Origin of the sequence: Foliimonas ilicis (assembly GCF_039939195.1) — a bacterium.
Classification (GTDB): Bacteria; Pseudomonadota; Alphaproteobacteria; order Rhizobiales; family Rhizobiaceae; genus Foliimonas; species Foliimonas ilicis.
Genome location: NZ_JBDUUH010000008.1, coordinates 158984 through 181756 on the forward strand (window position 1 = coordinate 158984; position 22773 = coordinate 181756).

Annotated in this window: 22 protein-coding genes and 1 tRNA gene; 12 read left to right on the forward strand and 11 right to left on the reverse strand. The window is 58.3% G+C overall.

Annotation, left to right across the window (positions count from 1 at the left end; genetic code table 11):
* The first annotated feature begins 359 nt into the window (after window positions 1-359).
* The 5 genes from ABFT80_RS17985 (at window position 360) to ABFT80_RS18005 (ending at window position 5657) form a co-directional block, all read left to right on the forward strand.
* Window positions 360-1955 (forward strand): ABC transporter substrate-binding protein, encoded by a 1596-nt coding sequence (locus ABFT80_RS17985; protein WP_347973300.1) that lies wholly within the window; start codon window positions 360-362, stop codon window positions 1953-1955.
* Window positions 1956-2048: 93 nt separating this feature from the next.
* Complete coding sequence (locus ABFT80_RS17990; RefSeq protein ID WP_347973301.1) at window positions 2049-3053, forward strand: ABC transporter permease subunit; 1005 nt, start codon at window positions 2049-2051, stop codon at window positions 3051-3053.
* A 10-nt stretch (window positions 3054-3063) separates the two neighbouring features.
* Window positions 3064-3972 (forward strand): ABC transporter permease subunit, encoded by a 909-nt coding sequence (locus ABFT80_RS17995; RefSeq protein ID WP_347973302.1) that lies wholly within the window; start codon window positions 3064-3066, stop codon window positions 3970-3972.
* A gap of 3 nt (window positions 3973-3975) precedes the next feature.
* Entirely contained in the window at window positions 3976-4830 is an 855-nt protein-coding gene (locus ABFT80_RS18000) for an ABC transporter ATP-binding protein (protein WP_347973303.1), read from the forward strand.
* Window positions 4827-5657 (forward strand): dipeptide ABC transporter ATP-binding protein, encoded by an 831-nt coding sequence (locus ABFT80_RS18005; RefSeq protein ID WP_347973304.1) that lies wholly within the window; start codon window positions 4827-4829, stop codon window positions 5655-5657. Before ABFT80_RS18000 ends, ABFT80_RS18005 begins: the two co-directional genes overlap by 4 nt.
* A 121-nt stretch (window positions 5658-5778) precedes the next feature.
* Here ABFT80_RS18005 and ABFT80_RS18010 read toward each other — a convergent pair whose 3' ends face one another.
* The 5 genes from ABFT80_RS18010 to ABFT80_RS18030 form a co-directional block, all read right to left on the reverse strand.
* Window positions 5779-6660, reverse strand: a complete 882-nt coding sequence (locus tag ABFT80_RS18010) for a cell envelope integrity protein TolA (protein WP_347973305.1) — start codon at window positions 6658-6660, stop codon at window positions 5779-5781.
* Window positions 6657-7103, reverse strand: a complete 447-nt coding sequence (exbD, locus tag ABFT80_RS18015) for a TonB system transport protein ExbD (protein WP_347973306.1) — start codon at window positions 7101-7103, stop codon at window positions 6657-6659. Before exbD ends, ABFT80_RS18010 begins: the two co-directional genes overlap by 4 nt.
* A gap of 8 nt (window positions 7104-7111) precedes the next feature.
* Window positions 7112-8170, reverse strand: a complete 1059-nt coding sequence (exbB, locus tag ABFT80_RS18020; RefSeq protein WP_455189959.1) for a tonB-system energizer ExbB — start codon at window positions 8168-8170, stop codon at window positions 7112-7114.
* Between the two features lie 140 nt (window positions 8171-8310).
* Complete coding sequence (locus ABFT80_RS18025; RefSeq protein ID WP_347973387.1) at window positions 8311-10035, reverse strand: ABC transporter ATP-binding protein; 1725 nt, start codon at window positions 10033-10035, stop codon at window positions 8311-8313.
* A gap of 305 nt (window positions 10036-10340) precedes the next feature.
* Window positions 10341-11054: a class I SAM-dependent methyltransferase gene (locus ABFT80_RS18030; protein ID WP_347973307.1), complete on the reverse strand. Its 714-nt coding sequence runs from the start codon at window positions 11052-11054 to the stop codon at window positions 10341-10343.
* A 200-nt stretch (window positions 11055-11254) separates the two neighbouring features.
* Here ABFT80_RS18030 and ABFT80_RS18035 point away from each other — a divergent pair, with 200 nt between their 5' ends.
* The 3 genes from ABFT80_RS18035 to ABFT80_RS18045 all read left to right on the forward strand — a co-directional run bounded on the left by ABFT80_RS18035 (window position 11255) and on the right by ABFT80_RS18045 (window position 13592).
* On the forward strand, window positions 11255-11668 hold the full coding sequence (locus tag ABFT80_RS18035; protein ID WP_347973308.1) for a DUF983 domain-containing protein: 414 nt from the start codon (window positions 11255-11257) through the stop codon (window positions 11666-11668).
* Between the two features lie 177 nt (window positions 11669-11845).
* Window positions 11846-13198 carry an MFS transporter gene (locus ABFT80_RS18040; protein WP_347973309.1) on the forward strand — a complete coding sequence of 451 codons (1353 nt, stop codon included), beginning with the start codon at window positions 11846-11848 and terminating at the stop codon, window positions 13196-13198.
* Between the two features lie 55 nt (window positions 13199-13253).
* Window positions 13254-13592, forward strand: a complete 339-nt coding sequence (locus tag ABFT80_RS18045) for a hypothetical protein (RefSeq protein WP_347973310.1) — start codon at window positions 13254-13256, stop codon at window positions 13590-13592.
* 17 nt (window positions 13593-13609) lie between these two features.
* Here ABFT80_RS18045 and ABFT80_RS18050 read toward each other — a convergent pair whose 3' ends face one another.
* The 5 genes from ABFT80_RS18050 to ABFT80_RS18070 all read right to left on the reverse strand — a co-directional run bounded on the left by ABFT80_RS18050 (window position 13610) and on the right by ABFT80_RS18070 (window position 17753).
* Window positions 13610-13942, reverse strand: coding sequence for a hypothetical protein (locus tag ABFT80_RS18050; RefSeq protein ID WP_347973311.1), 333 nt, complete (start codon window positions 13940-13942; stop codon window positions 13610-13612).
* A 486-nt stretch (window positions 13943-14428) separates the two neighbouring features.
* Complete coding sequence (locus ABFT80_RS18055) at window positions 14429-14860, reverse strand: hypothetical protein (RefSeq protein WP_347973312.1); 432 nt, start codon at window positions 14858-14860, stop codon at window positions 14429-14431.
* Window positions 14861-14951: 91 nt separating this feature from the next.
* Window positions 14952-16220, reverse strand: coding sequence for a hypothetical protein (locus ABFT80_RS18060; protein WP_347973313.1), 1269 nt, complete (start codon window positions 16218-16220; stop codon window positions 14952-14954).
* A 375-nt stretch (window positions 16221-16595) separates the two neighbouring features.
* A tRNA-Thr gene (locus ABFT80_RS18065) sits at window positions 16596-16671 on the reverse strand.
* A 119-nt stretch (window positions 16672-16790) separates the two neighbouring features.
* Window positions 16791-17753, reverse strand: coding sequence for an NAD(P)H-dependent flavin oxidoreductase (locus tag ABFT80_RS18070; RefSeq protein ID WP_347973314.1), 963 nt, complete (start codon window positions 17751-17753; stop codon window positions 16791-16793).
* A gap of 185 nt (window positions 17754-17938) precedes the next feature.
* Here ABFT80_RS18070 and ABFT80_RS18075 point away from each other — a divergent pair, with 185 nt between their 5' ends.
* The 4 genes from ABFT80_RS18075 (at window position 17939) to ABFT80_RS18090 (ending at window position 21925) form a co-directional block, all read left to right on the forward strand.
* Window positions 17939-18943 (forward strand): hypothetical protein, encoded by a 1005-nt coding sequence (locus ABFT80_RS18075; protein ID WP_347973315.1) that lies wholly within the window; start codon window positions 17939-17941, stop codon window positions 18941-18943.
* A gap of 161 nt (window positions 18944-19104) precedes the next feature.
* Window positions 19105-20130 carry an ABC transporter substrate-binding protein gene (locus tag ABFT80_RS18080; RefSeq protein ID WP_347973316.1) on the forward strand — a complete coding sequence of 342 codons (1026 nt, stop codon included), beginning with the start codon at window positions 19105-19107 and terminating at the stop codon, window positions 20128-20130.
* On the forward strand, window positions 20127-21167 hold the full coding sequence (locus ABFT80_RS18085; protein ID WP_455189960.1) for a FecCD family ABC transporter permease: 1041 nt from the start codon (window positions 20127-20129) through the stop codon (window positions 21165-21167). Before ABFT80_RS18080 ends, ABFT80_RS18085 begins: the two co-directional genes overlap by 4 nt.
* Complete coding sequence (locus ABFT80_RS18090; protein ID WP_347973317.1) at window positions 21164-21925, forward strand: ABC transporter ATP-binding protein; 762 nt, start codon at window positions 21164-21166, stop codon at window positions 21923-21925. Before ABFT80_RS18085 ends, ABFT80_RS18090 begins: the two co-directional genes overlap by 4 nt.
* A gap of 52 nt (window positions 21926-21977) precedes the next feature.
* Here the strand turns inward: ABFT80_RS18090 and ABFT80_RS18095 are convergent, their stop codons facing one another.
* Entirely contained in the window at window positions 21978-22682 is a 705-nt protein-coding gene (locus tag ABFT80_RS18095) for an SDR family oxidoreductase (RefSeq protein WP_347973318.1), read from the reverse strand.
* Window positions 22683-22773 lie beyond the last annotated feature (91 nt).

The following is a 22773-nucleotide window of genomic DNA, read 5'->3' on the forward strand; positions in this document are numbered from 1 at the left end:
AGAAAATCCGTCGAAACCTCTTGTATTGTGCGAGAAGGCAAACAGGCAAGACTTACCCAGCGGAAGCATATGAACTTTAGTGCTATATGCGCCCAGTCATGACTATAGGTTGCATGGCAATGCTTTTCTATGGCTTCATCGGTTTAGAACAAAAAGAACGCCGAAGCGCCGCAATCCACTGATTTGGTGTTTGAAGAAGAGTGCAATTAGAAAATATTACTAATATTTTGGAAAATTGGGGCAATCGCTTCTCGTTACCGAGCGTAATGCGAACGGGGTGTTCCAAACCCTCGAAAACGGTGCTTATATGCGCGCTCGTGAGCCTGTTTAGCGTGGCTTGGTTATAGCGGGAGTTCTCCATGTTAAAGAAACTGACTTTTGCGGCTGTACTTGTAGCCGCAACGGCGCTTAGCGGCGTCGCGAGCGCAAAGACGTTCGTCTATTGTTCGGAAGGATCGCCGGAAGGCTTCGATCCGGGTCTGTACACGGCCGGCACGACGTTCGATGCGTCTGCCCACACCGTTTACAACCGCCTTCTTGAATTCAAGAAGGGCACCACTGAAACCGAACCGGGTCTGGCCGAAAGCTGGGAAATCTCCGATGACGGTCTCGAATACACTTTCAAGGTACGTCCGGGCGTCAAGTTCCAGACGACCGAGTTCTTCACGCCGACGCGCGAACTGAACGCTGACGACATTGTGTTCTCGTTCGATCGCCAGCTCAACAAAGACAATGCCTGGAACCAGTATGTCGCTGGTGCTGCCTGGGAATATTCCGCAGGCATGGGCTTTCCTGAACTGATCAAGTCGGTCGAAAAAGTCGACGACATGACGGTCAAGTTCGTCCTCAACACGAAGGAAGCTCCGTTCCTCGCCAATCTGGCGATGCCTTTCGCGTCGATCATGTCGAAGGAATACACCGACAAGCTCGAAGCCGATGGCAAGAAGGAACAGCTCAACCAGCAGCCGGTCGGCACTGGCCCGTTCTCCTTCGTCGCCTACCAGCAGGACGCCGTGATCCGTTACAAGGCCAACCCGGACTATTGGGGCGGCGTTCAGAAGATCGATGACCTCGTCTTCGCAATCACGCCGGACGCTTCGGTGCGTTTCCAGAAGCTGAAGGCTGGCGAATGCCACCTGATGCCTTTCCCGAACGCTGCCGACGTTGAAGCCATGAAGGCCGACACCAATCTGAAGGTGGAAGAGCAGGAAGGCCTGAACGTCGCCTACCTCGCTTACAACACGACGCAGGCTCCGTTCGACAAGGTTGAAGTCCGCAAGGCGCTCAACATGGCGATCAACAAGCAGGCGATCGTCGATGCGGTGTTCCAGGGTGCTGCAACGCCTGCCAAAAACCCGATCCCGCCGACAATGTGGTCTTATGACGAAGCCACCAAGGACGATGCATACGATCCGGAAGCAGCCAAGAAGATGCTTACGGATGCCGGCGTCTCCGACCTTTCGATGAAGGTCTGGGCAATGCCTGTATCGCGTCCTTACATGCTCAATGCACGTCGTGCGGCTGAACTCATCCAGTCGGACTTCGCGGCAATCGGCGTGAAGGTCGAAATCGTCTCGTATGAGTGGGCCGAATATCTCGACCGCTCGAAGGCCAAGGACCGCGACGGTGCGGTTATCCTCGGCTGGACCGGCGACAATGGCGATCCGGACAACTTCCTGCACACCCTGCTCGGCTGCGATGCAGTCGGCGGAAACAACCGCGCTCAGTGGTGCAATGAAGAGTTCAACAAGCTCGTTCTGGAAGCAAAGACGACGACCGATCAGGCCGAGCGTGTGAAGCTTTACGAGCAGGCACAGCAGGTGTTCAAGCGTGAAGCTCCTTGGGCAACGCTCGACCACTCGCTCTCCATCGTTCCGATGCGCAAGGAAGTCCAGGGCTTCGTTCAGAGCCCGCTCGGCGATTTCGCTTTCGACGGCGTAGACATCGCAGAATAAGTCCACTTCAGGACTGGCAATTCGGGGCGCTTGCAATGCAGGCGCCCCGAAGCGCATTCTGTATCCTCCTCGGAACATCTATAAGGGTCCGAAATGCTCCGATTTTTGCTTGGCCGGCTGGCCGTCCTGATCCCGACTTTCATCGGGGTTTCGATCATCGCTTTCTCATTCATCCGCCTTTTGCCCGGCGATCCCGTAATGCTGATGTCCGGCGAACGCGTCATGTCGCCCGAGCGCCATGCGCAGATCATGCATCAGCTCGGCTATGACCGTCCCATCGTCTTCCAGTATCTGGATTATCTGAAGGGCATCGTCACCGGTGATCTCGGCAATTCCATCGTCACAAAGCAGCCGATCGTAGACTCATTCTTCGCGCTGTTTCCGGCAACGCTAGAGCTTTCCATCTGCGCGATCATTTTCGCCGTCGTGCTCGGCATCCCGGCAGGCATTTTCGCCGCGATCAAGCGCGGCTCGTTCTTCGACCAGTCGATCATGGGTACAGCGCTTGTCGGCTATTCCATGCCGATCTTCTGGTGGGGTCTGCTGCTCATCATCCTTTTCTCCGGCGTGCTGCAGTGGACGCCCGTTTCGGGCCGCATCTCGCTGATGTATTTCTTCCCGCCCGTCACCGGCTTCATGCTGATCGACTCGCTTCTTTCGGGGCAGGCAGGTGCATTCAAATCCGCAGCCAGCCATCTCATTTTGCCGACCATCGTTCTGGGCACCATCCCGCTTGCGGTGATTGCGCGCCAGACGCGCTCGGCAATGCTTGAAGTGCTGGGCGAGGATTATGTAAGAACGGCGCGCGCCAAGGGCTTGTCGCCTTTCCGCGTCATCGGCGTTCACGCGCTTCGCAATGCGATGATCCCTGTCATCACGACGATCGGCCTGCAGGTCGGCGTTCTGATGGCAGGCGCTATCCTGACCGAAACGATCTTCTCCTGGCCGGGCATCGGCAAGTGGATGGTCGATTCCGTCTTCCGGCGTGACTACCCGGTCATTCAGGGCGGCCTGCTCATCATTGCGGGCATCATCATGCTGGTAAATCTCGCGGTCGATCTGCTCTACGGCTTGATCAACCCGCGTATACGGAACTGAGGGCTCTTAAATGGCCGATACAACAACTGTTGAAGTTCCTACGCAGGACCCGACGAGCGCACGCCGCTTCAAGGAATTCTGGTATTACTTCTCCGAAAATCGCGGTGCAGTCATGGGACTGTTCGTGTTCATCCTTCTCGTCATCATCGCGCTTCTGGCGCCGTTGATCGCACCGCATGCGCCAAACGCGCAGTATCGCGATGCGGTTCTCGTTCCGCCATTCTGGGAAGCGGGCGGCCGTTCGGCTTATCTGCTTGGCACGGACGCAGTCGGTCGCGACATGCTTTCGCGTCTGCTCTATGGCGCGCGCTATTCGCTGTTCATTGGCGTGGTGGTCACCACCATCGCGCTGGTTGGCGGCGTCTTCATCGGCGTCATCGCGGGTTATTTCCGCGGATGGGTCGATACGGTCATCATGCGCGTCATGGACATCATCCTTGCATTCCCGTCGCTGCTTCTGGCGCTGGTTCTCGTGGCGGTGCTCGGACCTGGCCTCACCAATGCGATGATCGCAATCGCGCTGGTCCTCCAGCCGCATTTCGTGCGCCTCACGCGTGCCGCCGTCATGGCCGAAAAGAACCGCGAATATGTAACCGCGGCTAAGGTCGCGGGCGCTGGCCGGCTTCGGCTGATGTTCTTCACCATCCTGCCGAACTGCCTGGCACCGCTCATCGTTCAGGGCACTTTGTCCTTTTCGAACGCGATCCTCGATGCGGCGGCACTTGGCTTTCTGGGCATGGGCGCGCAGCCGCCGACACCTGAATGGGGCACGATGCTTGCCGAAGCGCGCGAGTTCATTCTGCGCGCTTGGTGGGTCGTCACGTTCCCGGGTCTGGCAATTCTCATCACGGTTCTTGCCATCAATCTGATGGGCGATGGCCTGCGCGATGCGCTCGATCCAAAACTGAAGAGGTCGTAGATCATGGCGCTTCTGGAAATCAAAAATCTCGTCGTCGAGTTCGACACGGCATCCGGCCCGTTCCGCGCGGTGGATGGCGTGTCGCTGGGCGTCGAGCAACGCGAAGTGCTGGCGATCGTCGGCGAGTCCGGCTCGGGCAAATCCGTGTCGATGCTGGCCGTCATGGGGCTTTTGCCGAGCACGGCAAAGGTTACCGCCGACAGCATGAGCTTCAACGGCATCGACCTTCTAAAACTGGACACTGCCGCGCGGCGCAAGATCATCGGCAAGGACATTGCCATGATCTTTCAGGAGCCGATGGCGAGCCTCAATCCGAGCTTCACAGTCGGCTTTCAGATCGAGGAAGTCCTGAATGTTCACATGGGCATGGACGGCAAGCAGCGCCGTGCAAGGGCAATCGAACTGTTGCAACTGGTCGGCATCAACGAACCTGAGGACCGGCTGAAATCCTATCCGCACCAGATGTCGGGCGGCCAGTGCCAGCGCGTGATGATCGCCATCGCGATTGCCTGCAATCCCAAGCTTTTGATTGCCGACGAGCCGACCACCGCGCTCGACGTGACGATCCAGAAGCAGATCCTCGACCTGTTGATGCGTCTACAGGCTGAACACGGCATGGGCCTCATCATGATCACCCACAATATGGGTGTGGTCGCCGAAACCGCCGACCGCGTCATCGTGCAATACAAGGGAAAGAAGATGGAAGAGGCAGACGTTCTGTCGCTTTTTGAAAATCCCAAGAGCAACTACACGCGCGCGCTGCTTTCGGCGCTTCCGGAAAATGCCGTCGGAGACAGGCTGCCGACCATCTCCGATTTCGTCATCGACGAGGCACAACCATCAGGAAATGCCGCATGAGCAATATCGTTCTCGAAGCGAAGAATATCGTTCGCGACTACCATGTACCCGGCGGCCTGTTTTCCAAGGCCAGAACCGTTCATGCCGTCAAAGGCGTCAGCTTTTCGGTGGAGCAGGGCAAGACGCTGGCGATCGTCGGTGAAAGCGGCTGCGGAAAGTCCACGCTGGCCCGCATCGTCACGCTCATCGATCCGGCGACGTCGGGCGAGCTTTTCATCGACGGCAACAAGGTCGACATTGCCAAGCAGAGCCTGACCCCGGAAATGCGCCGCAAGGTGCAGATCATTTTCCAGAACCCTTATGGCTCGCTCAACCCGCGCCAGAAGATCGGCGACGTGCTTGGTGAACCGTTGAAGATCAACACCAAAGTTCCGGCCGCCGAGCGGCGCGAGCGGGCAATGGCGATGCTGAAGAAGGTCGGCCTCGGCCACGAGCATTACAACCGCTATCCGCACATGTTCTCAGGCGGCCAGCGGCAGCGCATCGCAATCGCGCGTGCGCTTATGCTCAATCCGAGCCTTCTGGTGCTGGACGAGCCTGTCTCGGCACTCGATCTGTCCGTTCAGGCACAGGTGCTGAACCTGCTGGCGGACCTTCAGGACGAGTTCAAGCTGACCTACGTCTTCATCAGCCACGACCTCTCAGTGGTGCGCTATATCGCCGATGATGTGATGGTGATGTATTTCGGCGAAGCGGTGGAATACGGCCCGCGCGACGAGGTGTTTTCCAACCCGCAGCACAGCTACACCAAGACCCTATTCGCCGCGACGCCACGCGCCGATGTCGACAGCATCAAGGCACGGCTGGCTCGCAAAAAAGCTGCCTGAGGTCTGAGACGAGTTGTTGGATTGAGGGCCGGAAAGCGTGAGCCGCTTTTCGGCCCTTTGTTTATTCAGGGTTCCGGTTGAACCCTGCCGTTGCGTGGATTGGCCAAGCGGCTTCTCCGAACTACCGCGTGCTAAATCGAACCGGAACCGTTAGGCTCATGCGGCTCTTGGCGATCTCCGGCGGCGGTGCCGGAACCGGTGATGCGCGGCGCACCATGTCGAGTGCGGCCTGATCGAGATCGGCATTTCCCGACGAGCCGGAAAGGCTTGCCGAAACCACATTGCCCGAACTGTCGATCGAGAAACGAACGCTGACCGTACCTTGGTCGCCGCCAGCGCTGCGCGGATAGCGCTTGTGCCTGTTCAGCCAGGCCAGCACGCGCGATTGCCATTTTGCCGGGCTGACGCTTGGCGCGGTAGACTGCCTGCTGGTTGCTGCTGAAGCGCGGGCAGGACGAGGTTCCGCCTTGGCGACTTCCCGCTTGGGTTCGGCCCGCGGCTCCGGCTTCTTGCGCTTGACCGGCTCTTTCTTTGCAACCGGCTTTTCCGGCACGATCTTCGGGCGCTGCTGAGGCAGGGGAATTGCCACCTCTGGCGTGATCGCCTCGGCGATTTCCTGCTCGGGTTCTTCCGGTACTTCTTCGGCCGTCTCTTCCGGCACGACTTCCTCAGGCGTCTCTTCGACGACTTCCTCGGTCACTTCTTCTTCTACCGGCTCAGGTTCGACCTCTTCCGGCTCGACGGTTTCTTCCGTTATCTGCTCTTTTAACGCGACCGTCTCTACCTCTTCGATCGGCGCAACCGGCAAGGGTGCAAGCTCGATCATCATCGCGCTCTCGGCAGCCTGTGCGGTAAGATCCTGTTGGCTCAAACTGTGGATCGTATAGGCGGCGAGCGCATGTGCGGTCACAACGACCACACCGGCTACGGTCCAGCGACCAACTTCGCGGAGCGAAGGCAGGCTGCCATGGATGAGCGAAGGTGCCTTGTCTTTAGCCATCATTGCGCAGCAGGTGCTCCCTCCACCGGGACGTTTTCCAGTCCGACGAGGGCGATTTTCAGATAGCCGGAGCTGCGCAGCAGGTTCATCACTTCCATCAGCTCGCCATAGTCGACGACTTTGTCGGCACGAAGGAAGATGCGTGTTTCCTTGTCCCCGCCGGTGATCTGGTCGAGCTTGGCGGCGAATGTCGCGCGGTCGACGGTATCGTTGCCGACCGAGAGCGTCAGATCCTGCTTCAGCGTCAGGAACAAAGGTTCTTCGGGGCGAGGCTGCGGCGTTGCCGTCGATCCGGGAAGATCGACATTCACATCCACTGTGGCAAGCGGTGCCGCCACCATGAAGATGATGAGCAGAACCAGCATCACGTCGATGAATGGCGTGACGTTGATCTCGTGCGTTTCTTCGAGATCGTCGCCTGCGTTTTCCCTGACTTTACCGGCCATGACGAAACCTACTCAGCCGCCAGAGCGGAGCGCTTGAGACCACGATAATCCAGATCACGGCTGACGAGGCGTTCGATGCCTGCCGAAGCGTCGGCCAGAAGCTGCCTGTAACCGGTGATCGAACGGGCGAACACGTTGTAGATCACCACCGCCGGGATAGCGGCAACGAGGCCAAGCGCGGTCGCCAGAAGCGCCTCGGCGATGCCGGGAGCCACGACCGCCAGATTGGTCGTCTGGGATTCGCTGATGCCGATGAAGGAATTCATGATGCCCCAGACCGTGCCGAACAGGCCGACGAAGGGTGATGTCGAGCCGATCGTCGCCAGAACACCCGTGCCGCGCGACATGCTGCGTCCGGCGGCTGCTTCAATGCGGGACAAATGCGACGTCACGCGTTCCTTGAGGCCTTCGCCGGATGCGTGGTCGAGCGCGCCTTCGGACAGCGAGACTTCATGAACGGCAGCGCGAACCAGATGGGCCGCAGCGCCTGCGCTGGTGTCCAGTTCGCTGGCTGCCTGCGACAAGCTCTTGGCGTTGATGATCGCCTTCAGGCCCTTGCGGGCACGCAATTGCGCACCAGCCAATTCGAGTGATTTCGCGAGCCAGACCGTCCATGTCACCAGCGATGCGAAGGCAAGTCCGATCATCACCGCCTTCACGACGATATCGGCGCCCATGAACATGCCCCAAGGCGAAAGATCATGCGGAAGGGCGGAAGGCGCGGGGCCTTCAATGTCCTGCGCGATCACATCTTCGGGGGCGGCTGCATCGGGCGCTGCGGTAGGAGCCGAAGGCTGCGCGGGGGCAGCGGGCTGCTGCACGGGCACCTGACCGGCCGGTGCTTCGGAAGGCTGTGCTTGGGAGGGCTGCGCTTCCGGCGTCTGTGCGGCTGGGGCCTGTGTCGTTGGAGCTTGTGCCGGCGCTTCCTGAACAGGCGCGGCCGGCTGTACGATGCGCGGCTGCGTGGCGTCCGGCTCTGCGTTGTTTTCCTGGGCCTGGCCCTGTCCGCTTAGAGCGGAAAAAAGGATCAACGTGGCGCCCGCGGCGAGAATGCTAGCCTTAAACACAGTACTTCCCCGTATTGATATCGAGCATGAATGGGCTCTCGGCCCAGACACGGACCCGTTTAAGGGGATGGCGTCGCGCCGACAACCCTATTCTTGATAATATAAGTCATATTTTGTCAAATTTTTGAGAGTCCAGGAAATTAAGGCAGCTTTCCGCCGTGCTGGGCTGCGTGAAGCTTGCTGTAAGGGCCGTTCGCGCTGACGAGTTCGTCATGATGGCCTTCTTCCGCAATGCCCTTCTGGTCGATGACCACGATGCGGTCGGCATTGCGGATCGTCGCCAGCCGGTGCGCGATGACCAGAGTCGTGCGCCCTTGCGAAAGCTCCGAAAGCGACTTCTGAATTTCGCGCTCGGTCTGTGTGTCGAGCGCCGATGTCGCCTCGTCCAGAATGAGGATCGGCGGGTTCTTCAGGAACATTCTGGCAATCGCCAGACGCTGCTTCTGTCCGCCGGAAAGCTTGACGCCGCGCTCGCCGATGACCGTATCGAAACCGTTCGGCAGTTCGGATATGACCGCATCGAGATGCGCGCGCCGCGCGGCATCCAGAATATCGGCTTCGCTCGCATCGAGCCGTCCATAGGCAATGTTCTCGCGCACCGTCCCGCCGAACAGGAACACGTCCTGCTGCACGATGCCGATCTGATTGCGCAAGGAAGTCAGCGTCATCGAGCGCACATCTATACCGTCGATGGTGATCGCACCGCGCTCGACTTCGTAGAAGCGAGGCAGCAGCGAGCAGATCGTCGTTTTACCCGCACCCGAAGGTCCGACGAAGGCGACGGTTTCGCCCGGCTTGATACGCAGATTGACGTCTTCGAGCACATTTCTGCCTGTGCCATAGCCGAAGGTCACACCGCGATATTCAATGTCGCCACGCAAATGCGGGGCCTGTCTGGCGTCCGTGCGGTCTGCAATATCCGGCTCGGTATCCAGAAGCGCGGTATAGCGGCGGAAGCCCGCAATGCCCTTCGGATAGGTCTCGATCACCGAGTTGATTTTGTCGATCGGCCGGAAGAACACATTGACCAGCAGCAGGAAGCCGACAAAGCCGCCATTCGACAATTCGCCCTGCAGCACCAGATAGCTGCCTGCCACCATCACGACGAGCTGGACCAGACGCATGCTCATATAGCTGAGCGACGTGCTGGCAGCCATGATCTTGTAGGCGGCAAGCTTCGTGCTGCGGTAGCGCGCGTTATCATGCGCGAAAAGCTGCTTTTCGTGCTCCTCATTGGCGAAAGCCTGGACGACGCGCATGCCGCCGACATTTTCCTCGATGCGCACGTTGAAATCGCCGACGCGGCTGTAAAGCGCCTGCCAGTTTTTCTCCATCTTCCCGCCATACATGGCAGTGAACCAGCCGATCAGCGGGACAATCGCGACGGTGATCAGCGCAAGCTGCACATTGACCATGAACATCAAAGCGAACGCGCCGATCAGTGTCATGATCGCTATGAAAAGATCTTCCGGCCCGTGATGCGCGATCTCGCCGATCTCTTCCAGATCCTTGGTCACGCGGGCTACGAGATGGCCGGTCTTCTGGTTGTCGTAGAAGCTGAACGACAGTTTCTGCAAATGCTCGAAGCTTTTACGGCGCATCTCCGTTTCGATGTTGATGCCCAGCATGTGACCCCAATAGACCACCACCGCCATCAGGCCCGTATTCGCGATGTAGATCGCCAATAGCCCGGCAGAGGCGATGAGGATCATGGTCCAGTTCTGCGTCGGCAGCAGATTGTCCACGAAGGCGCGCACGGCCATCGGAAAGCCGAGTTCCAGCAGGCCCGCGAGCACGGCGCAGGAAAAATCGAGCATGAACAGCCCGCGATGCGGCTGATAGTAGGCGAAGAAACGATGAAGCATGGAAGACATGGGCAGTCCGAAAAGGCTGTGTGGTCGAGACGCGCTCTACTGTATCGGCCCGAAACCGGAATCGGTTGAGGAAAACACGATGCAGCAGCATTAAAGTACCAGCGCGTCTTTGGACGTCTGAAAGGACGTATGGCGCTCTGGTACCGGCGATGGCTTATAGGCTTGAGCCGTCATCGCCAATAGGCCAAAGGTGATTATTCTGATCAGGATAATTGCAAATCGCCGTCAAATCGGCGGCGCTTTGCCTGCTGCGCAACTCTTTCCGGTCGGATTTTAAGGCGATTTCCTGGGGTGTATCAGCGCTTTTTCCGGCTCAGCGCCATCAGCGTCCAGCCCAGTCCCATTGCCTCTTTCATTCTATCGAAGCGGTTTCCGACGAGCGCGCGGATCGGCTGATTGAATGTCCTGGAGTTGATGATCCGCATAATTCCTTTGTTCGCACGAGGCGTCACGGAAAAAAGTTCTTTCACATCGAACTGGCGTGACAGCAGTGTGGTCAATTCTTTCTTGTCCACCCAGTGCCGTAGCTGGCCGGGGCCGGGTGGCGGAAGCCTGTTCAGATTTTGCAGGATAGGCCGGTTCTGAGTAGCGAGCATCAGATAACCGCCTGGTCGCAGGTGCCTGGCAAGCTTTGCCATGAAAGCCGGTTGGTCTTCGACATGCGAAAGCACTTCGAGGCTGACGATCAAATCGTAGCGATCACGCCCGAAATCGAGATCCATGAAATCGCCTGCAACCAGCTCGACATGCGGCATACGCTTTTGCGCCCGGTCGAGCACCTCGTTGGACAGGTCGGTGCCGGTCACGCGGCCGAATTGCGATAATTCTTCGCAAAACCAGCAGGACCCGCAGCCCACTTCCAGAATGTCGAGATCTTTTCGGCCGATCGTCGTCAGCCAGTTCTTCACCACTTCGGCCTGCCGGAATGACACCTCGTCGAGATGCTGTTCACGCGTCGAGGCGTTCCAGTCATTCCAGAATTGCTGCTGCGATACGACCGAGACGGCCATGGCAAATCCCTCGAACTGAGCCCCGTCGCGAAGACTACCATCTCCACGTTTTGCGCCCAACGTCGCCAAAGGGCGTAACACCTGTGGATGCGCTCTCGCCGCCGAACTTACGCTGCGTAGCCAAAAGGTCGCACGCAATCTTTGTCACATGGAACGGCGGCGCGCATTTGACCATTCTTCCCTTGAAAAGGAGGGTGATCATGCCCGAGGCTTATGTTCCGACCGACAACCCCGTGCTGACCGGCATTCTTGGCCGATGCCCGCAGTGCCAGAAGGGCCACATCTTTGATGGGTTCCTGAAACTGGCGCCAAGCTGCGAGGTTTGCGGGCTGGATTATTCATTTGCCGATCCGGCAGATGGCCCTGCCTTTTTCGCGATGAGCATTGCCGCCGTGCCCGCACTTGCCTTCGGCGTCTGGTTCCAGACCTCCTTCGATCTGCCGATTTGGGTCCACGTCTTCACCACGGTACCGCTGACGGTCGGATGCTGCATGGCGTTGCTGCGCCCGCTGAAGGGCTGGCTGGTCTGCTCCCAGTATTTTCACAAAGCCGAGGAAGGCTCGATCGACAGGGAATGGCATTCGAAAGCGGCCGAGGACAAACGCAAGAAATAGTCGTTGGCTGCGACGCTAACTGCTCCAAGAATCCATTTTTCAGCGCAAAAAGGGTTGAAAATGTCGTTTGGCAGGCGCATGGGAGCGGCAGCCGCGCATCGCGCATGCCATTTCCCATAACCAGCGTATGAAGCGCATCCTCCCAGGCGCTTCATCCATTCTGGAGCATTCATATCCATGTCTACAACAGTCACTGACGCCGCGCCGGCGAATACACCGGCCAATTCCCGTTCCAAAGTGCTGCTCGCCAGCCTCGTCGGAACGACCATCGAATTCTACGATTTCTATGTTTACGCGACCGCCGCCGTCCTGGTCTTCCCGCATTTGTTCTTCCCATCGGGCAATGAAACCACCGCGCTGCTTGCCTCCTTCGCCGTATTCGGCGCGGCCATGGTCGCGCGGCCTTTGGGTGCCATCGTTTTCGGCCATCTGGGCGACAAGAAGGGCCGCAAGGTAACGCTGGTCGCGGCACTGCTCACCATGGGCATCGCCACCTTCCTCATCGGACTTTTGCCGACCTACGCAATGGTTGGCTGGGTCGCTCCCGCCCTGCTGGTCATTCTGCGTCTGGCGCAGGGTTTTGCCATCGGCGGCGAATGGAGCGGAGCGGCACTTGTTGCCACGGAAAACGCGCCGAAAGGCAAGCGCGCCATCTTCGGCACCTTTCCGCAATTGGGCGCGCCGCTTGGCTTCATCATTGCCAACGGCCTGTTCCTGATCATCGCGGCGATATTGCCGTCCGATGATCCGTCGCGCCCATCCACGGCCTTCCTTGAATGGGGCTGGCGCATTCCGTTCCTGTTCTCCGCCGTCATGGTCGTCGTCGGTCTCTGGGTTCGCCTGAACCTCGTCGAGAGCAACGCATTCGAGAAAACCGTCGAGCGCGGCAAGGTTCAGCGCGTGCCGCTTGTCAGTGTGTTCTCGACGCATTGGAAGCAGCTCGTGCTCGGCACGTTCTACATGCTCGCAACCTATGTTCTGTTCTACCTGATGACGACCTTCTCGCTGAGCTATGGCCGTGCGGCAACGACTGCTGCTGTTCCGGGCCTCGGCTACGACTACACGACCTTCGTTCTGATGATGATCTTCGGCGTCATTTTCTTCGGCATTTTCACCATGGCTTCCGGTCCCTGGGCCGACCGCTGGGGCCGCCGTAAAACGCTGATCTGGGTCACGCTCGGCATCATCGTTTTCGGCTTCACCTGGGGCACGTTCCTGACATCCGGCTTTGTCGGCGTGCTGTTGTGGCTGGTCATCGGCTTCACATTGATGGGAATGACCTTCGGCCCAATGGGCGCGCTTCTGCCGGAACTTTTCCCGGCAAATGTGCGCTACACGGGTTCCGGTATTTCCTACAATGTCTCGTCGATCCTGGGCGCCGCCCTCGCTCCCTTCGTCGCTGTCGCTCTCTGGAGCTATGGCGAGGGTAGCCCTTTCTGGGTGGGCGTGTATCTTTCCGCCATGGCAGTGCTGACGCTGATTGCGCTGGTCATCGGCAAGGAAACCAAGGACGTCGATATCGATTCCTGAGCCGGTGTTGCGAGAAATCTCTTCATCTTGCCTTTTGAAGATGCGAAGGTGAGGGATGAGATTTCTGACGACCGGTCTTTCGATAATCTTCCTTTCTGCAGCATCGGGTGCCGGTGCTGCAGATTATCTGACCGAGGAAGATGCGACGGTCAAAGCCATCGAAATCCTGAAAGGCGATCCTTACGGCGATTCCGCCCTGGAAGTAGCCGGAAACATCAAGTCGGCTGGACTTGTCATCGAAGGACGCACGACATGTGCCGATATCGACGAGCCAGTCTGGTCCTTCCGGGTTATAGTGCCTGAAAGCGCAGAACGTCCTGTCATCGATGGCGTGCTCGACCTTGATGCCGAAACCGGCGAACTCGTCTGCGCCAGCTTGCCGTTTTTGAGTTAGATCAGTCGCGGCGATTCTCAATCGTTTTCGATACACATGCCTTCGGCGACCATCTTTGCGATTGTCGCTTTCGAAAGATTGGTAATCCATTCCTGCGCCTGATCCTCGCCGACTTCGAGGATTTTCGCGTGAGACAATCTTTGCAGTCTGAGTTGTTCTGCCATAGGAAGCATGGAAAATGCGCATGGCCGCAAATCCTTGGGTGCATCGTTGGCACCCTCCACACCACGCATATGGTTATAAGTGTCCGTCCGGCCCGGAACGGGGTCCGACTCCTGCGCCACAGCGGGAGGCACAAGAAACAGCAAAAATATCGTAGCCGCCCAGCCGGAGTGTGCCGCCGTCGTCAATATCCGCGATTTCGATAGTATGGGCGTGGACCATAACGTCCCCGATAATAAGAATCGCCCCTGACATATCTCTGCCCGCGATAATAATCGCGAGGGCGGTAGTCGCGATATCTTGGACCATAATAGCGCCCGTACCGATATCCCGGCCTGTACGCGGGCCGGCTGTCGTAGACCACAGCGCTTCCGTAATACACGCCGGAAGGGCCATATGGTCCAACATCGGCAACACAGCCGCCCAAAGTCAAACCACCCAAACCGATAGCCAAAGCGGTGAAAAGAGATTTCATCGACATGGTCGATCCTCCACAACTGTCGAAAATAACACGGCTGAGGGTCTTTGGTTCCGCATGCGGACCAGCGTACGCAGTGGCGAGACGCAACTATCGCGTTGAAGTGGATTTGAGACATTCCGAGGGATCGGCGAATTGCCACCAACGCAGTTTCCTCCAGATGCGGAGGAAACTGATGGTATGCAGGTGTCAGACGCTATGCAGGATCGAGTTCGAAGACAATGAATCCGTTTGCGCGTTCCAGCTCCTTAAAGCCTAAAATGTGAAACCATTTTATGACCTCGGGTCGATCTGACCAACTGTAAGAGTGGATTGGAGTGTTCCCGCAAATGGCTTGGATACGCCTGATATGCTTCTTGCAGAAACGAACTGAGGACCGGGAAAAGAAGCTTTCATGCGCTGCGAATGCCGTCTCGGCGACGTGGTCGACTTCCCGCCAGGCGATTAGGGCTACAGGCTGGCCGTTCTCGAGCAAGGTATGACCGCGCCCTTCTTTCAGGCCCATCATGAATTCGTCCTTTACCTCGTCGATATTCAGGCCAGCAGTTGTGTATTCTTCGGCCATCCGTCTGGATAAATCTTGGAAGACGGCTGTAAGATCGGCAGTCGTAGCGGTTCGATAATCCATGTTTCACTCCATGAGAGTGCAGGCTATCTGCCGCGCCGCCACTCTGCAACATCACGAAGTCTGTCTGGCGCTCCTGAAGCCGTGAGCTGACCTAGCCAAGCTTTATATGAGGCGGCATTCTGCGGAGATGATCCTGGGCCATTCGCAGGCAGACGATCATTGACAAACTATACCGTCGACGCTGCGTTTTCCCCTCGGATAAGAGGGCTTCAATCGTGCTGAGTAAACCTTGGGGAGAAGGTTCAAACGGTCGCCCCCAAATACCTGAGACAAAGCGCATATCAGCCTTTGTCGGTTGGAGTTGATTGAGATAGGCCGAGGTCCGCGAGATACCAAAAAACTCCGGTTTTCCTCCCCTCGCAAGATATCTGGCATAGCCGGTGAGGGTCGTATTCTTTCTCCCGGTGGTAAACGTAGCTGAGAGTTCTTCCTTTGCCTCGCGTTCCATCGCATGGCGCACGAGCCCTTGCAGTGTCGGGTCGCCAATCTGGGTCTCTGTAATGTCAAAGCCATCGGCTGACCCGGAGGCGCCGACGGCTGTTTCATTGGGGGAATCGGTTTGCTGTCCTTGGTCTTGCAGGACGAGAAAATTGTCGGCGGTGATCACCAGTGTCGACACGCCAATATGATTTGAGAGAGAGCTTTCGTTCAGGCCCAGCAGTTCGTGATTATCGAAAATCAGGTCTGATACGGCATAAATGAGTCGCGGCCGGCCTTGACGGGTCTCACTCGCTGCTACGAATTGCTTGCCTGCCATCTCGTTCGTGGCAGAACTGCTGAAGTAGTCCGTTTTCTGGAGATGGACGCGGCGCTGATCCAGCAACGCTTCGACCGTAAGATCGGTTCGCAAGCCAACTTTGGGATCATTGAAGTCGGGCTTGTTGATATTGATGCATCGAAGACGATGTTCGACAAGCGTTGTCGGAACCTTATAAGGCTTGTCTTTTAAGACGATCGGGTTCCTGCTTCCATCCATTTGTTCGTTAATCGCCGAGTTTGTAATATATGGCCTCGCCTCCTTCAGGTTAATTTCCGGCGAGGGGGTGGAATACTGTGTTGACCCGTAGAAAAGTTCGAAGCCATCAGGCAGCTTGGCCGACAGGAGATTATCCAGGAAATTTTCGTTTTCGACGATATGCGTTGCCAGACTGCGAACCCGTCGTTCGCGCATGTTTATAAAGAAAAGAATGGCACCAAGCAGAGACGTCAGCGCGCCCACAACATCAATAGTGCTTGTTCCGCCCCATTTGATCAGAGCCAGCCCGACAAGAACGAGTAAAGCGTCGATGAGGAGCCGGTTCTGCAGGGCAATCCTGTAGCGCAGATGACTCAACCTATCTGTTGCCTGTTGCCACCACATCTTTCAAAAGTCTCCCCAAGCCCATGCTAAAACGCCTATCACCGCGCGAGCCGTTCGAATAGCGTGTCTCGATCTACGCGCGTCCGCGACCGTAGGTCATGCTTCCGTTGCAGTGAAGGCGTGATGCGATCGAGGTCACTTATCGTCGTGGTTCTGGAACATAATCAGATCGACGGCATCAATCGGCGTCGGTTCCACGGGATCGCCATGCGGCTTCGCGAAGAAAATCACGCCGTAACAATAAACCACCGTCCCAACCACTCCGACGGCAAAAATGCATACAAAAACAAGCGGCCAATCAAACATCAGTCTGTGAGTTTGGTGAATATGACTTTGGTCAAAGAGGCGGCAACGCGCCAGGTCTTGAGAATTTGATGGTGCCGCTTAGGTGACTCGAACACCTGACCCCATCATTACGAATGATGTGCTCTACCAACTGAGCTAAAGCGGCAACCGGCCATTCGCGATGTTTCCGCGAAATGGTGTGCGCGTGATACAAGCAACGCGCGGTAAATTCAAGCTTCTATCGGAGCGAAATTTTCGTCATCCCGCAGAGGCTTGTTTCAGGCTTCATGCAGCCAGCTTTCGCCTGGCATTTTCATATTCGCCCGCCAGCCGGTCGACCAGCGCCTGCGTGGACACGATCTCCTTCACCGCGCCGATTCCCTGGCCGCAGCCCCAGATCTCCTTCCATGCCTTGCCGGTATCGCTGCCGAAATTCATGGCAGACGGGTCGGCTTGCGGAAGCTTGTCGGGATCCATGCCTGCCGTTTGGATCGAACCTTTCAGATAATTGCCGTGCACGCCGGTAAAGAGATTGGAATAGACGATGTCGGCGGCGTTCGAATCCACGATCATCTGCTTGTAGGCATCGACTGCGCGCGCTTCCTTTGTCGCGATGAAGGGCGAGCCGATATAGGCGAAATCCGCGCCCATTGCCTGCGCGGCCAATATCGCGCCGCCATTGGCGATTGCGCCCGACAGCGCCAGCGGCCCGTCGAACCATTGGCGGATTTCCTGCACCAGCGCGAAAGGCGAGAGCGTTCCGGCGTGCCCGCCTGCGCCTGTGGCCACCGCGATCAGGCCATCCGCTCCCTTTTCGATTGCCTTGCGGGCATGCCGGTCATGGATCACGTCGTGAAGCACGATGCCGCCATAGGAATGCACCGCCTGATTGACCTCCTCGACCGCGCCCAGCGACGAGATGACCACGGGCACCTTGTGCTTCACGCAAAGCTGTAGATCGGCCTCGAGACGGGTGTTCGATTTATGGACGATCTGGTTGACCGCGAAAGGCGCTGCGGGCGCATCGGGATGCGCAGCATCATGCGCGTCGAGCCCCTCGCGGATTTCGGAAAGCCACTCGTCGAGCTGCGAAGCGGGCCGTGCGTTGAGCGCTGGGAACGAGCCGGTAATGCCTGCCTTGCATTGCGCCAGCGTCAGCGGCGGGTGTGAAATGATGAAGAGCGGCGCGCCGATAACGGGAACGCGCAGGGATTTGCCAAGTGTTTCGGTTTTGCTCTTCTGGGCCATGCTACCTGCCGTCTCCACAGTTGACGTTTTCGTAAACGTAATACGTATCACAGGATTTCCGCGCTGCAACCCGCTTAAAACCGTGTGAAACCCGCGGTGCCACCAGATTGACCATATGAAGGCGTTGATTGATCGGCTTTGGACCGTTAACCATCGTGAATCGTTGACTGCACCGTGGGGTAGCCTTGTTAGAAGCACTGGAAAAGGCGATCCGGAATGCCTTTGAAAAGGGAAACGCAAATGATCCTGCGTTTCGCGAGAAGGTTTATCGCTCGGCGTTTGCCGCGCTGGACAAGGCTTTGCAGTCCAAACCCGGCACCACCGTCGAGGCCGCAATAAACAGGCGCAAGGCGCTTCAGGACAAAATCGCCAACATCGAATCGGAGTTCATCCCGGCGCAGCCCGCCATCGATGAAGCCGATGATGCGTCGTTTTCCGAATTTCCAAGCCTTTCGGGGCAGGAGCGTGCGGAGACCGATGCGCCTGGCGAGACCGCATCCGCCTTTCCCGGCGTCGATCCCGACCGTGATGACCGGCGCGCACGGCGCGGCAAGGGCCGTCTGGCCAAGCTGTTTCTGGGCGCGACCGTCATCGCGGCAATCGGCATCGGCGCTTTGTGGGCCTATCAGACCGGCATTTTCAAATCAGCCGCCGAGCGCGACACCGCCGTTCGCACACAGCCTGCCAGCCAGAGCGAGGATTTCACGCCTCAGGCTTCCGCGCCTCTGGTGATGCCCGGCGAGAATGACAATCGCAACTGGATCAATGTGTTCACGCCGGAAAACCCGGCTCAGGTATCAGCACCTTCGGGCACCAGCGCCAATGTCATGCAGGATGAATCCGGCTCGTTCATGCGCATAAGCTCGGGCAATACGGGCTCGCCCGTAATGTTCGATGTGGGCCGCGGCACGCTGGAACAGATTGCCGGAAAGAAGGCGATTTTCGAAATCGTCGCGCGCTCCGAAGGCGGGCAGGAAACTGAAATGTCCATCGACTGCAATTTCGGCAATCTGGGCGATTGCGGTCGCAAGCGCTACAATGTCGGCTATCAGAAGAGCGAATATCTCTTCGAGGTCGAACTCCCCGCCGGTCGCCCCGGTGCCAGCGGCACCATCGCCATAAACTCGGATTTCTCGAATTCGGGCAAGGCAGTCGATATCTACGAAATCCGGGTCTCGCTGTCGCAGTAACGGCGCTAGGCCCCGTGCGGTAGGTCGCTGGGCCAGAAGCGGTCATTTGCCAAAGCCCATATTCCACAGTCTCACAAACATGAGCGTTAATCTCTTGTTTTCGGCTGTCCGTTGGAATATCTAGGCGCAAATTTCAGCCATTTGGCTCAGGAAGCCCTTTCATGATCGCGTTTAAATCACTCTTGGCCGTCTCCGGCCTATTCGCGGCGTTCGGTTTTGCCGCGGCACCTGCTTCTGCTGCCCCCACGAAATACCCGCTCACCATCGAAAATTGCGGTGCGCAAATCACCTTCGAGAAGGCCCCGGAGAGGGCGATCGGCCTTGGCCAGAATAGCGCGGAGATTCTTCTGCTGCTGGGGCTTGAAGACAAAATGGTCGGCACCGCCTTTTGGCCGAGCCAGGTGTTGCCGCAGCTTGCCGAGGCCAATTCCAAGGTCAAGCTGCTGACTGTCGAGTTCCCGACTTTCGAGTCGGTTCTCGCCGAAAACCCGGATTTCGTGGCTTCTGCGCTGCCGAGCCTGATCGGGCCGAACAGCAAAGTCGCCAAGCGCGAGGATTTCGACAAGGTCGGCGTTCCGACCTATCTGTCGCCCGGCACATGCAGCACCCGCAACGATGTCGGCGATGAATATGGCAGCCGCGCCCAACTCTGGAACATGGACCTTCTCTACGAGGAGATTGACGAGCTTTCGCAGATATTTGACGTCGCTGATCGCGGCCAGGCTCTGATTGCGGATTTCAAGGCCCGCGAAGCGGCATTGCGCGCCAGTGTTCCCGCCAGCGACAAGAAACTCTCCTATGTTTTCTGGTTCTCCAGCCCCAGCCCCTCGGCTGATGCCTATCTCGGCGGGAAAAACGGCGCGTCCGGCTTCATCGCCGATCTGCTCGGTGGCCAAAATGCGATTACCTCGGAAGCCGAATGGCCGACGCTCGGGTGGGAAAGCATCATCGCCGCCAACCCGGACGTGATCGTCGTCGCCAATCTCGACCGCAATCGCTGGGAACTCGACAAGCCGGAAGCCAAGATCAAGTTCCTGACCACCGATCCGGCCGTCAGCCAGATCCCGGCCGTCAAGAACAAGGCGATGGTCGTCATGGATGGGCAGGCGATGAACCCGACCATCCGCACGATCTATGGCGCGGAGCAGGTGGCCGATCAGCTAAGGACGCTCGGTCTGCTGAAGTGACCGCGGCGCAACGCTCCCTCCGGCAGCTATTCGCCTTCGGCGTCCTGCTGCTGGCTTCGCTCGCAGCCATCGGCCTCGTCGTCGGCATCAGCGTGGGCATAGGCGATCTGCCGATCCCGCTCGCCACCACGTTCTCCGCCATTACCAACCGTCTGGGATGGACGGCGGTCGAACTCAACCGCATCCATGAGACGGTGATCTGGGACTACCGCCTCAGCCGGGCGCTGGTCGCAGCCTTCTGCGGCGCGGGCCTCGCGCTGTCGGGCGCGATCATGCAGTCGCTGCTGCGCAATCCGCTGGCCGAGCCCTATGTTCTCGGCATTTCCGCCGGTGCATCCACCGGCGCAGTCATGATCGTCATCCTCGGCATAGGTTCGGGCGCTGTCTCGTTGTCGGCAGGCGCTTTTGCGGGCGCATTTGCAGCCTTCTTCTTCGTCGCGCTGCTGTCCAACGGAACGCGCGGCGGCGCAGACCGCACCATCCTTGCCGGTGTCGCCGCCTCGCAGCTTTTCAATGCCGCGACGTCCTACATCGTGACGACATCCGGCAACGCCCAGCAGGCCCGCGACGTCATGTTCTGGCTGCTCGGCAGTTTCGGCGGCGTACGCTGGCCTGAATTTATGCTGGTTTCCGGCGTTGTGGGTGTGGCGCTCATTGCCTGCCTTTTTTACGCCCGCGTGCTGGATGCCTTCGCCTTCGGTGACGAGGCGGCGTCCGCGCTTGGCGTCAATGTCGGCCGGGTGCGCATCGTGCTCTTTGCCCTGACTGCGATAATGACGGCCACGATCGTCAGCATGGTGGGCTCCATCGGCTTTGTCGGCCTCGTCGTGCCGCATGCGGCACGCTTCTTCGTCGGTCCACTGCATATCCGCCTCTTACCGGCCTGCGCCATCGGAGGAGCGATCTTCATGGTGCTGGCCGACATCGCCTCTCGCGCCCTCGTTCCCCAGCAGGTCATGCCGATCGGCGTCGTCACCGCGCTGGTGGGCGTGCCTTTCTTCTCGATCATTCTCTATCGGTTCCAGCGTGCCTCATGAAGATCAGGGCCGACAACCTCGTCTGGAAAATTGGCAGGAAGACCATTCTTGACGGCATCTCCTTCGAGGCGCAGCCAGGCAGGATGCTTGGCCTGCTCGGCCCGAACGGCTCCGGCAAGACGTCGCTCCTGCGCCTTCTCGCCGGTCTGAAACAGCCGAATGCCGGTCGCATCACGCTTGACGACAAAGACATTGGCACCATCAGCCGCCGCTCGATGGCGCAGCGCATTGCCTTCGTCGAGCAGCAGGCCACGACCAATTCCAACCTGCAGGTCATCGATGTGGTGAAACTCGGCCGGTTTCCGCACCGGTCGATGTTTTCCGGCTGGACCGCGGCTGATGATGACGCCGTCGAAGCTGCGCTCGAACGCGCGGGCATGAGAGAGAAACGCAATGACCGCTGGCAGAGCCTGTCGGGCGGAGAAAAACAGCGCACGCATATCGCCAGAGCCCTGGCGCAATCGCCTGAAGGGCTGATCCTCGACGAGCCGACCAATCATCTCGACATCCAGCACCAGATCAGCCTGATGCGGCTGGTCGCGGGCCTGCCGATCACCAGCATCGTCGCCCTGCACGACCTCAACCATGCCGCCATGTTCTGCGACGAGTTGATTGTCCTGCAACAAGGCAAAATCGTCGCGTCGGGACGGCCGGAGGAAGTGCTGACCGAACACCTCCTGAGAAACGTCTTTTCCGTCGAAGCGCGGGTGGAGACCTCAGCGCACCATTCGGGACCGCATATTTATTATCTGCGCTAATCCCGGAAAGGTCTGGCGGCCCCTTGGAACTTTGCCGCGTGCTTTGAGCGAATTAGACTGCGCGTGTCAGCCCGCCATCCACGCGGATGTTTTGGCCGGTTATGTAGCCGGCGCCTTCGGAGGCCAGGAATGCGATAGTGGCTGCGATTTCCTCGCTTCGCCCATAGCGTTTCATTGGAACTCCATCGCGCCGCTCATCCGTTCCGGGCAGGCTGTCGATCCATCCCGGCAAGACGTTGTTCATGCGAATGTTGTCCGCTGCATAGGTATCGGCGAATATCTTCGTAAACGATGCCAATCCGGCCCGGAAAACCGCGGATGTGGGGAAAATGGCGCTCGGCTCGAAAGCCCATGCAGTGGAGATATTGATGATCGCGCCGGACTTTTGCTTCTGCATAATGGGCGTGATCAGCCGCGTCGGACGGATGACATTCATCAAATAGACGTCTAGGCCCTTGTGCCATTCCTCGTCGGTTATTTCGAGAATTGGGGCGCGGGGGCCGTGACCGGCGCTGTTGACCAGAACATCGATACGCCCCCATTTGGAAACCGCCAGATCGATGAGCCGCTGCAAATCTTCGTTTGACTGATTGGAGCCGGTAACGCCGACGCCGCCAAGTTGTTTTGCCAGTTCCTCGCCCTTGCCGGAGGACGAAATGATCGCGACCTTGAAGCCATCGGCTGCAAGCCGTTTCGCAGCCTCGGCACCCATGCCGCTTCCGCCAGCCGTTATAACTGCGACCTTTTCTACCGACATCAGCTTCTCCTAATTTTCAATCGATGGGTTGCGCATTACTGTTTTTAACGGCCCATACGGGAAGTGATACGGAATAATGTATCGGTTGGGG